The following is an 11,640-nucleotide window of genomic DNA, read 5'->3' on the forward strand; positions in this document are numbered from 1 at the left end:
CGGAATAATCTCGGACTTACTCTACCGAAGGAGGAAGATTTAGATTTAGAGGGAAGGTTGCGCTACTGTTGGCAAAATTGGTCTGAGGGGGAGGCGTTACTTATTTATAATGATGTGACTGACTACAAATCTCAGGTAAAGCCTTTTTTGCCTCCTGACTTGTCTCGGTTTCGGGTACTGCTGACGACTCGTAAACATTTTGGTTCGGCATTTCGGGAGTTGCGTCTGGATGTGTTGAAACCTTTGGCGGCCATGGAGTTGTTAAAATTTATATTGGGTAGAGAAAGGGTTTTGCAGGAACCTTGGAAGGCAAGGGAGTTGGTGAAATGGTTGGGTTATTTGCCTCTGGCGATCGAATTGGTGGGGCGGTATTTGGATGAGTATTGGGAGTCTTTGAATAGGGATAATTTGGCTTTGACAAAAATGCTCCAGCGTTTACAGAGAAAGAGTCTGGAACATAAAGCGATGGAGGCTAATGAGTTGATTAATTATCCTCATGGTGTGGCAGAGGCGATCGCTTTGAGTTGGGATAGGTTGGATGAGAATACTCAAGTAATAGGTTTGAGGTTGGGGTTGTATGCTTTGGCTCCTTTTCGTTTGTCGTTGGATGGGATAGAGGATGATGAGGAGTTGGAGGTTTGGGAAATTGCTATTGGGGATTTGGAAAATCTGCATTTGTTGAAGGGTGTTGAGTCTGGGGTTTATAGTTTGCATCCTTTGGTGCGGGAATTTTTGCAGATGAGATTGAGAGAATATTCAGAGGCGGATGAGTTGAAGCGTGGTTTTGTTGTGACGGCTTTGGAGGCGACAAGGAAAATTCCCCAGAATATTACACTGGAGCAAGTTGAGGAAATTGAGGTAAATATTCCCCATATTGAGGAAGTGGCAGAACATTTGACTGAGTATTTGAGTGATGGTAATTTAATTGTTCCTTTTATTAGGTTAGGTAGATTTTATGAAGGTCAAGGATTTTATCCACAAGCACAACCTTGGTTAGAGAGATGTAGAGAAATAGTAGAAAAACGGCTAGATAAAAATAATCCTGATATTGCGACTGTCTATAACAATTTGGCAGGTTTATATGAATCTCAAGGAAGATATTCAGAAGCTGAACCTTTGTACCAACAAGCTATAGAAATAGACAAAATTTCCCTACCCGAAAATCATCCATCTCTTGCCAGAGACCTCAACAACTTGGCAAATTTATATTATTTTCAAGGAAGATATTCCGAAGCTGAACCTTTGTTCCAACAAGCTATAGAAATAGTCAAAATAGCTCTACCATCAAATCATCCATCCCTTGCCACCCACCTCCACAACTTGGCAAGTTTATATGAAGATCAAGGGAGATATTCAGAAGCTGAACCTTTATACTTAGAAGCTATAGAAATAGACAAAATTTCCCTACCATCAAATCATCCATCCCTTGCCACCCACCTCAACAACTTGGCAAATTTATATTATTTTCAAGGAAGATATTCCGAAGCTGAACCTTTATACTTAGAAGCTATAAAAATAGACAAAAAAGCCCTACCATCAAATCATCCATCCCTTGCCACCCACCTCAACAACTTGGCAAGTTTATATGAAGATCAAGGGAGATATTCAGAAGCTGAACCTTTGTACTTAGAAGCTATAAAAATAGACAAAATTTCCCTACCCGAAAATCATCCATCCTTTGCCACAGACCTCAACAACTTGGCAGGTTTATATAAATCTCAAGGAAGATATTCAGAAGCTGAACCTTTGTTCCTACAAGCTATAGAAATAGTCAAAGTAGCCCTACCATCAAATCATCCATCTCTTGCCGCAGACCTCAACAACTTGGCAGAATTATATTATTTTCAAGGAAGATATTCCGAAGCTGAACCTTTCTACCAACAAGCTATAGAAATAGTCAAAGTAGCCCTACCATCAAATCATCCTTATTTTGCCTCTAGTCTCAACAACTTGGCAGGTTTATATAAATCTCAAGGGAGATATTCAGAAGCTGAACCTTTGTACCAACAAGCAATAGAAATAGACAAAATTGCTCTACCAGAAAATCATCCATCCCTTGCCACCCACCTCAACAACTTGGCAGGTTTATATAAATCTCAAGGGAGATATTCAGAAGCTGAACCTTTGTACCAACAAGCAATAGAAATAGACAAAATTTCCCTACCAGAAAATCATCCATCTCTTGCCACCAACCTCAACAATTTGGCACTTTTATATAAATCTCAAGGCAGATATTCAGAAGCTGAACCTTTGTACCAACAAGCATTAGATATGTCTGTACAAACATTAGGTCAGGAACATCCTCATACTAAAATTACGCAAAAAAATCTCGAACGTTGTCGGCAACAACAACAGAGCTAGACAGGGGCTAGACACAGATTTTGCCACAGATGCACAGACTATCTCAAATCCGGTAGCATCGGTGTAATTAGATAAAGAGTGTGGGGAGATGGAAAGCTAGGGAGACGGAGAGATGGGGAGATGAAGAGATGGGGAAATATTTGGTAGTGGTTGAAGATAGAACATTTTTTTATACCGAATTAAACAGATTTGATATGACGCCAAATAATTAATCCGTTTATCCGTGCCCGAATCTGTGTCTAGCACCGATGATGCCAAATAATTAATCAGTTTATCCGTACCCGAATCTGTGTCTAGCTGCTGATAACTCAAAAAGATCGCCTCCTCACATTACAAATCCTTCTACAACAGTTTTTATTAATCTGAAAAGCTCTCCAAAGTAAGAATACCAGCTTTTCTATCCACTACCAAGCGCAGATTTTCCAGCCAAGACAAACCGATTAAAATCTCTGGTATTCCATCACCAACAACAACAGGAATCTTCATTTCTTGACCATCAAAACAAACTGCACCTTGGTACAAACTAAAAGTTGCCACTCCCAATGCTGTCTGCTTTTCTTCTTGTTCTTGAAAAGACCATCCTAAACTTTCTACATCTTGAGTATCTACTGCCAACCAGTCAGTAAAACCAGTATCTAGCAAAGCATCAACTATGATTCTCGAACCGTCAGCAGCTATTAACTCTATTTCAAAAAATAGCTCACCTTTACTACCAAAGTATCCTTGAATCATATTTTCCCAACTGCTCCTGTTTCATTGACGCACATTGCCATCAATACAGCACCAGGGTATTTTTGTTTAGCTTTTTGACGGGCAACATCTCGATCGCTATCCAGAAAATAATCTCCACTATCGGGTTCGATATAAATAAACCAGTCGTAATGTTCTTTCACCAAATCTGGATAAACTCGCCAAAAAATTTCCCGACACCGATCGGCAAAAGCTTCCTTTTCTGCTTTGCGTCTGGCTATTTCTTCTGGGGAAAGAGGGGGGCGATCGCCCTTTTGTTGTATACCCCTGGGTACTTTTCTGGGTGTTGTTTGGGTCATATTTAATATTCCTTATAGAATTCAGAATTGGTAAATTTACCTTTAATTCCAAATTGTACTATCTTTTTGAATTTTAGCATTTGCCCCCCGAGCAAGCCAAGTTTGGGGGAAACAAGAGTCAATTTGCTATCTTTAAGTCCCCCAATTTTGGGGGATGCGCGGGGGCGAGCGATATAGCAAATGGAACTTCTCAGATAACCTCTTCGGGAACAGACAACAGTTCATTAATTGATAATGGATAATGGATAATTACCTGTGGTTAAAACCGAGAGTTTGGAGATGTTTAAATAGCAATTTACAGTACGATATTCTAGGTCGCGAACTGATAGAAAACTTGCTAGTTAATTTGCCAAATTTTGCCCCCCTAGCCCCCCAAGTTTGGGGGGAACAAGAGTTTATTTGCTGCTAAAAGTCCCCCAATTTTGGGGGATGCGCGGGGGCGAGCGATATAGCAAATGGAACTTCTCAGACAACCTCTTCGGGAACAGGCAACAGTTCATTAATGGATAATTGATAATTACCTCTGGTTAAAACCGAGAGTTTGGAGATGTTTAAATAGCAATTTACAGTACGATATTCTAGGTCGTGAACTGATAGAAAACTTGCTAGTTAATTTGCCAAATTTTGCCCCCCGAGCAAGCCAAGTTTGGGGGGAACAAGATTCAATTTGCTATCTTTAAGTCCCCCAATTTTGGGGGATGCGCGGGGGCGAGCGATATAGCAAATGGAACTTATCAGATAACCTCTTCGGGAACAGGCAACAGTTCATTAATGGATAATTGATAATTACCTCTGGTTAAAACCGAGAGGTTGGAGATGTTTAAATAGCAATTTACAGTACGATATTCTAGGTCGCGAACTGATAGAAAACTTGCTAGTTAATTTGCCAAATTTTGCCCCCCGAGCAAGCCAAGTTTGGGGGGAACAAGATTCAATTTGCTATCTTTAAGTCCCCCAATTTTGGGGGATGCGCGGGGGCTTGGGAACAGGCAAGATGCCTATTCCACAAAACTACAAAACTCAACACTAAAGGACACCCAACAATGCCCGATCGCTCTCTTTGGATTACAGGGCCAACTCTTAGCGGTAAGACAAGTCGCTTAATAGAACAATTCTGTATCAGAGGCCAAAATCTCAAGTCTCCCCTCAATGAAATTGTTAGGCCAGTAAGGCCAGAAAATGCCGACAATACTTTAGACGATCGCCCACAAATACCAGAATTCCTCCACACTTCGCCCAAGATACTCATATTGGCAGCTAATGCAAATAATCGAATTGACTTGATGGACAGAATTTCAGAGGCGACATCAGAACAATACCCCTATCATTCAACTACTCCATTAGGTTTTTTTGAAGATGAAGTCAACTTATTCTGGCCATTGCTAATCGAATCCTTGGACTTAAAGGCACAATTTCCATTACGACTACGGCCCGAAACAGAACAGGAACTTGCTGGCAGAGTTTGGCGTCCTCACATAGAGAAAGGATTATTGCAACAGCCAGGAGTAACTAGAGAGCGGATGATACGCCGCATTCTCGACTTATTTCAATTGGCTGCTTTCAGTTGCACGCCTATAGAAGAGACCGCAATGATTTTACAACAGGGATTTGAGCAGGTAGATTCAGGGGAATTCTATGAGAATATAGTAGAATTACTGCAACAGTGGCGACTTTGGTGTTTAGAAAGATGCTTGCTAACTTATGGTATCATTACAGAATTGTACTGGCGGTATCTATTACCAAACCCTAATTATCAGCAATATCTAATTGACCGTTATCCATTTTTGTTGGCAGATGATGTGGATGAATATCCAGCGATCGCTAGTCATTTATGCAATTTTCTGTTAGATAATGGAACTTTAGGCGTTTTTACTTATAATCCTGATGGTGGTATTAGATTAGGTCTGGGAGCTGACCCCGAATATTTAGCAGAACTGCAGAAACGCTGTCAAATTGAAGTATTAGACACAGAGGAAAATTTAGCTACAGAAATAGGAGAACCTATTGTTGAGTTAGTCCTGGATACTTATAGTCTTAATTCTTCTATTTTCCAACTTCCGGCTTTTTTACAATTAATTCAGACTAGATCGCGAGCAGCTTTGTTACGAAAGACAGCAGAGGCGATCGCTAAAGATATAAAATTGGGTATAGTTGAACCTCAAGAAGTGGCAATAATAGCTCCTGGTTTAGATGCTATTGCTCGTTATAGTTTGATTTCAATTCTCAACCATCATGGAATTGCTGTAGAGTCACTCAAAGACCAACGTCCTCTCATTAGCTATCCCACCATCCGAGCATTGTTGAGTCTTTTAACTTTGGTTTATCCAGGGTTAGGACGTTTGGTAGACCGTGATGCAGTGGCAGAAATGTTGGTTGTATTGAGTCAAAGGTCTATTGGCAAACCTGAAAAACAAACCGATGGTCAAGAAAGTTTACAGAAAACTAATGATATAGATCCAGTGCGCGCAGGTTTGTTAGCAGACCATTGCTTTTATCCAGATATTACACATCCACACCTGCTGCCAATACAAGCTTTTTCTCGATGGGACAGAGTCGGGTATCAAGCAACTCGTGTTTATAATGAGATTTTGGCATGGATAGAAGAACAGCGATCGCAACAAGAACAACGTCAACTGCCTAACCCGATATTCTTGTTAGACAGAGCAATTCAGAAATTCTTTATGTCTAGCTATCTTTCTTTTGCTGAGTTAGCAGCACTACGAGAGTTGATGGAAACTGCTACTCATTATTGGGATGTAGAGCGCAGACTGCAAAAAAGTTCCCAATTTTCGGTAACAACCTCTACTGTTAATGACTCGGTGGAGGAAGACTTGTCCTCTAGTACAGTAGAAAAATTTATCCAATTTTTACGCAAAGGAGTGGTTAGTGCAAATCCTGTTCCCGTGAGGCCCATGGGTTACTCTCCCCCAGCAATTACTTTGGCCACAGTTTTTCAATACCGAGCTAGTCGTAGATGTCATAGATGGCAGTTTTGGTTAGATATAGGTTCTCCTCTATGGTTAAGCGGAGGTTCTGCAACTCTCTATGGAGCGCCATTATTTTTGCAGAGTCAGTTAGGGAATTGTTGGACCATTGAAGATACGCAAAAATCCGATCGGGAAAGACTGCGAAAAATTTTGTTAGATTTGTTAAGTCGTGTAGGTTCTCCTGTAGGTTATGGCAACAATAATTCAGTTAATGAGTCAAATGAATATCGGATTTATCTTTGTCATAGCGATTTAGCTGTTAATGGACAGGAACAAACCGGGCCACTTTTACCCTTGGTCTATAGTTCTATATCTAATACTGCTTAGGTGGGCAATTTACAATGAATGGCTATTATAATTTTTGGCCAAATTGAGGACTAATGAAAAATAAATGACTTATATACTATAAAGACCAGTATTTGTCAAGCAAGACCGCAAACTAATTAAATATAGTTTTTAGAAGGAGAACAATAATGCCATCGTCAAATTTCGGTGCTCAAATAACTACAAGGATAATAAATGGCTTTCCTATACGAGGTTTTATTGATGATTTTGGTGAGTTTGTGCCATTACAACCAGTACCAACACCCACACCAACAGAAACACCCACACCACCCCCAACAGAAACACCACCCCCAACAGAAACACCACCCCCAACAGAAACACCCACACCAACTCCAACAGAAACACCCACACCAACTCCAACAGAAACACCCACACCAACTCCAACAGAAACACCCACACCAACCCCGACAGAAACACCCACACCAACACCCACAGAAACACCCACACCAACCCCGACAGAAACACCAGCACCAACCCCGACAGAAACACCAGATCCCACACCCACATTAACCCCACCACCAACACTAGCACCAACCCCACCACCAACAGAAGTTATCGAAGTTAGAGATGATAGGGGTAATTTAATTGGTTTAATTGTTGGTGGCGAGCTTCAGCTATTACCCACACCAACCCCATCAGAGACACCACCACCAACTGCTTCGCCAGTACCACCACCACAACCAATAGCTGTCGATGACGAAGTAACAACTAACCAGGGTCAAGTCGTTAGTTTTAATGTCCTCGAAAATGACATCGACCCTTCAGGAAATTCAATATTTGTTAGTAATTTTAGCTTACCCACCAATGGTTCATTACTTGAAAATGGTACAGGAACTTTCACTTATACCCCCAGACAATTTTTTATTGGAACAGATAGTTTTAGTTATTCTGTAAGCAATGGTACTAGCACTTCTCTGGCAACAGTTAACATCAGTGTTCTTGGTGAAGGAGCGCCCATCAGAGTAGAGGGAGTATTCCGAGGCACTCCCAATAATGAATTTTTAATTGGAAGCGACCAAGTAGATGTCATATTTGGAGAGGTGGGTGACGATACTATTATTGGTCAAGGTGGTAATGATGAAATCAGAGGGGGTGACAATAACGATACTCTCAATGGTAGTCGAGGTAATGATACAGTTGTAGGAAACCAAGGAAATGATAACGCCCGTGGTGGTAAAGATGACGATCTTATTTTAGGAGAGGAGGGTAATGATATATTATTTGGCGATCGCGAAAATGATACAGTTAGTGGAGGGGATGGTCGAGATACTATTTATGGCGGTAGAAATAATGATAGTGTTTCTGGTGATGCAGGAGATGATGAGGTATTTGGTGACAGAGGAGATGATGCTGTCTTAGGTGGAGATGGTAACGATAATGTTCTTGGTGGCGAGGGGAACGACTTTGTTAGCGGTGGTGCCGGGGAGGACTTTGTTAATGGCGGTCTAGGTAACGATCGCTTATTTGGAGACCCTGGCAACGATACTATTTTTGGTGAAGAAGGCAATGATGAAGCATTTGGCGGTTTCGGTAACGATTCAATTTTTGGAGGTTCAGGAACAGACCTACTCAGTGGTGAAGGAGATAATGATACGATAGATGGTCAAGATGGTAACGACCAGGTTCAAGGAGATATTGGTAACGACTGTCTAATAGGAGGTTTAGGCACAGATACTCTGATTGGTGGTGAGGGTGGTGATACCTTTTTCATTAGTCCTGAAAATGGTGGTCTGGAAATTTTCCAGGCAGATGTTATTGCTGACTTCAATGGTAATGCTGACCTAATTCGTTTAGGAGGAGGTCTTGGGTTTGACGACTTAGTTATTTTCCAAAGTCCCACTGGTGCAGGCAGTGATACCATTATTCAGAATGGTTCTGATGGTCCGTTCTTGGCAATATTAGTAGGAGTTGACAGTAATACTATTAATGCTGGTAATTTCATTGGTTCTGGTGGATTTCCTTTTCCTACCCCTTCTCCTACAGACCCTACAGACCCTACAGACCCTACAGACCCCACAGACCCCACAGACCCCACAGACCCCACAGACCCCACAGACCCTACAGACCCTACAGACCCTACAGACCCCACAGATCCTACAGACCCCACAGATCCTACACCTCCCACAGACCCTACACCTCCTACAGACCCTACACCTCCTACAGACCCTACACCTCCTACAGACCCTACACCTCCTATAGACCCTACACCTCCACCCGTTCCTAACCGGAGGCCAAATGCAGCAGATGACGAGGTAGCAACTAGCCAAAGTAAATTGGTAGAATTTAATGTATTAGAAAATGATTCCGATCCTGACGGCGATCCTCTGACAGTCACTGATTTTACATCGGTCTCTAATGGAGAGTTAGTGGAGAAAAGCAATGGGTTATTTGAATATACCCCAGATGATGGTTTTGTAGGTACAGAAAGTTTCAGTTACACTATCAGCGATGGTAATGGGGGTACTGATAGTGCTAATGTGACTATCACAGTTAACCGATCGCCAGAGTTAGTTAACAATACTGGTATAGTAGTTGAAGCTGGTTCGGGTATACGGTTTATAAATTCCAAGAATTTGCAAGCATCAGATGCTGACAATTCAGATGATGAGTTAACATACACAATTACTGATGCTCCAGACTTAGGCGACCTGAGAATAGGAGGTAGTGCTCGTTTACGGGAGGGAGATACCTTCACTCAAGAAGATATCAACAATAACTTACTACAATTTACTCCAGATAATACGGCAGGTAGTGACTCTTTTAGCTACACAGTCTCTGATGTTGCTGGCGGACAGATTCCTCAAAATTCATTTAGTATTGGTATTGTAGATGATACTAAAATATTAACAAATGAAGCGAATAACTTTACAAGTACTGCCCTAAGTAACAATATTTTGGGGTTAGCAGGAAATGATACCATTGATGGTCTCGGTAGTAGTGACTATATAGATGGTGGTGAAGGAAACGACTCTCTGTTTGGCAACTCTGGTGATGACTGTCTATTTGGTAGCAGTCAACAAGATACTCTCAGAGGTGGTGATGGTTCCGATAGCTTATTTGGTGGTGATGGCAACGATAGTCTTTTTGGAGAGACAGGCAACGATATCCTTTCTGGAGATGCAGGTAACGACAACCTATCAGGAGGAGAAGGCAGCGATAGTATGACTGGAGGAGAAGGTAACGACTCTATTCGGGGAGCAGATGGTGGAGATACCATAGCTGGTAATGCAGGTAATGATACCATTCGCAGTGGAGCTGACAACGACTCGGTAACAGGTGGAGATGGTAGCGATTTTATAGACGGTGGTTCTGACAACGATACTATTAATAGTGGTCCAGGAGCAGATACCGTTTTAGGTGGTTCAGAGAACGATTCAATATTTGGAGAAGGAGGTGATGACTCTCTGGTTGGTGATGATGGTGATGATACTATCGATGCTGGTTCTGGTCAGGATATCATTCTTGGTGATATAGGAGATGATTCTATCCAAGGTGGTGATGACAATGATGGAATTAATGGTGGTATTGGTAGTGATACTATAGCTGGTGGTTCTGGGTCTGACCGACTGACAGGTGGTGCCGGGAATGATTTCTTCTTCTATGAAGTGGCAGACCAAGGTATTGATACAGTCATAGATTTCGATCGCCCTGGTGATGATGATACATTCTTATTTACATCTGCTAACTTTGGCGGTTTAACTAATAGCGGTTTTTCTAGTGTAATTCTCCAGGATGAGAATACCGGATCGGAAGGTCAGAGTATTGGTGATGCAGAGTTGATTATTTTTGAAGGTAAGTTTGATAATGCACAAGCAGTTAATGCTGCCTTGAATGTACAAAATGGCTCAAGCGATCGCCCTGCTTTCTTTGTTTACCTAAATGGTCAACGTGGCAAATATGTCCTTGGTTATGACACAAGTTTAGCTGATGATAGTGTTCCTGCTTTTGAGCTTGGTATACTTAAGTCTATTACACCTGAAGAAGACCAAATTTCAACCATTATTGATGCTGGTGATTTTGAGTTTATTTAAAGGAAGAAGGAGTAGGGGCGAATGGCATTCGCCCTTACAGGAGTGGGGGAGTGGGGGAGTGGGGGAGTGGGGGAGTGGGGAGTGGGGAGTGGGGAGTAGGGGAGTAAATTTCAACCTTTTTACCCTATTGTCTAACTGAATATCCTTACTTCTGTTCCTTTGTCTATAAAAAAATAGACATCTCCATTGAAGAAGGAGTCAGGAGTCATATCAAATCCGGTAGCATCGGTGTAATTAGATGGGGAGATGGGGGGATGGGGGGATGGGGGGATGGGGATGGGAACCCACCCCTAACCCCTCCGAGGAGGGGGAGATGGAGAAATATTTGGTAATCGTTGAAGATGGAACATTTTTTACCGAATAATTAAGGTAAAAATCCTCTCCTTTTAAGGAGAAACAAGAAAAAATTTTCCTTTGATTCAATCCTCTTCCTTTTAGGGAGAGGTAATTATCAATTATCCATTATCAATTATCAATTATTGAAGTGCCGAATTAAACGGATTTGATATCAGGAGTCAGGAGTCAGGAGTCAGGAGAATGGAGTCGATGGGGTATCTCACCCCACCAACCGCATTTGCACCACCGCTGACGGTGGGGTATTAAACCCATAAGGTATAAAGATAATAAAAAATCAAATTAATTATCCCACAGAAATTATCAATTATTCCCCTCCACGGTCGGGGAGGGGCGAGGGGTGGGTTCCCTACTCCCTACTCTGTACGGACGTTGCATGGAACGTCCCTACTCCCTTTTTTCGATAAATATCTAATAGCAATTATCAGGAAAAATTAAAATGACACAAACAGAAAGAATTAAACAACAAGTCGAACTACCTCACAAATAGGGAGCAGGGAAAAGGAAATAGGG

General features: G+C 41.7%; 8 protein-coding genes. 6 read left to right on the top strand and 2 right to left on the bottom strand.

Annotated elements, in window-relative coordinates:
- A partial coding sequence (locus tag SAGCYANO_RS24915; RefSeq protein ID WP_237396657.1) for a tetratricopeptide repeat protein occupies positions 1 to 2,361 on the top strand: 2,361 nt, incomplete at its 5' end.
- 80 nt (positions 2,362 to 2,441) lie between these two features.
- A complete protein-coding gene (locus SAGCYANO_RS48010; RefSeq protein WP_255502692.1) occupies positions 2,442 to 2,573 on the top strand; it encodes a hypothetical protein in 132 nt (43 codons plus the stop codon).
- 145 nt (positions 2,574 to 2,718) lie between these two features.
- On the opposite strand, the gene SAGCYANO_RS24920 is transcribed toward SAGCYANO_RS48010, so the two are convergent.
- Positions 2,719 to 3,093: an aspartyl protease gene (locus SAGCYANO_RS24920; RefSeq protein ID WP_202222549.1), complete on the bottom strand. Its 375-nt coding sequence runs from the start codon at positions 3,091 to 3,093 to the stop codon at positions 2,719 to 2,721.
- Positions 3,090 to 3,410, bottom strand: a complete 321-nt coding sequence (locus SAGCYANO_RS24925; RefSeq protein ID WP_202222550.1) for a hypothetical protein — start codon at positions 3,408 to 3,410, stop codon at positions 3,090 to 3,092. The genes SAGCYANO_RS24920 and SAGCYANO_RS24925 overlap by 4 nt, the downstream gene beginning before the upstream one ends.
- Before the next feature lie 1,043 nt (positions 3,411 to 4,453).
- Here SAGCYANO_RS24925 and SAGCYANO_RS24930 point away from each other — a divergent pair.
- The 4 genes from SAGCYANO_RS24930 (at position 4,454) to SAGCYANO_RS48015 (ending at position 11,137) form a co-directional block, all read left to right on the top strand.
- Positions 4,454 to 6,724, top strand: coding sequence for a recombinase family protein (locus SAGCYANO_RS24930; protein ID WP_202222551.1), 2,271 nt, complete (start codon positions 4,454 to 4,456; stop codon positions 6,722 to 6,724).
- A gap of 146 nt (positions 6,725 to 6,870) precedes the next feature.
- Positions 6,871 to 10,773 (top strand): Ig-like domain-containing protein, encoded by a 3,903-nt coding sequence (locus SAGCYANO_RS24935; RefSeq protein WP_202222552.1) that lies wholly within the window; start codon positions 6,871 to 6,873, stop codon positions 10,771 to 10,773.
- Positions 10,760 to 10,912, top strand: a complete 153-nt coding sequence (locus SAGCYANO_RS24940) for a hypothetical protein (RefSeq protein WP_202222553.1) — start codon at positions 10,760 to 10,762, stop codon at positions 10,910 to 10,912. Before SAGCYANO_RS24935 ends, SAGCYANO_RS24940 begins: the two co-directional genes overlap by 14 nt.
- A 99-nt stretch (positions 10,913 to 11,011) precedes the next feature.
- Complete coding sequence (locus tag SAGCYANO_RS48015; RefSeq protein ID WP_255502693.1) at positions 11,012 to 11,137, top strand: hypothetical protein; 126 nt, start codon at positions 11,012 to 11,014, stop codon at positions 11,135 to 11,137.
- The last annotated feature ends 503 nt before the right edge of the window (positions 11,138 to 11,640 follow it).

Source organism: Okeania sp. KiyG1, assembly GCF_014132355.1.
Taxonomy (GTDB): domain Bacteria; phylum Cyanobacteriota; class Cyanobacteriia; order Cyanobacteriales; family Microcoleaceae; genus Okeania.

Excerpts from the sequence above, each read along its gene's own strand:
- SAGCYANO_RS24930 (WP_202222551.1), top strand. The coding sequence starts at position 4,454 with ATGCCCGATCGCTCTCTTTGGATTACAGGGCCAACTCTTAGCGGTAAG.
- SAGCYANO_RS48015 (WP_255502693.1), top strand. The coding sequence starts at position 11,012 with ATGGGGAGATGGGGGGATGGGGGGATGGGGGGATGGGGATGGGAACCC.
- SAGCYANO_RS24925 (WP_202222550.1), bottom strand. The coding sequence starts at position 3,410 with ATGACCCAAACAACACCCAGAAAAGTACCCAGGGGTATACAACAAAAG.
- SAGCYANO_RS24920 (WP_202222549.1), bottom strand. The coding sequence starts at position 3,093 with ATGATTCAAGGATACTTTGGTAGTAAAGGTGAGCTATTTTTTGAAATA.
- SAGCYANO_RS24935 (WP_202222552.1), top strand. The coding sequence starts at position 6,871 with ATGCCATCGTCAAATTTCGGTGCTCAAATAACTACAAGGATAATAAAT.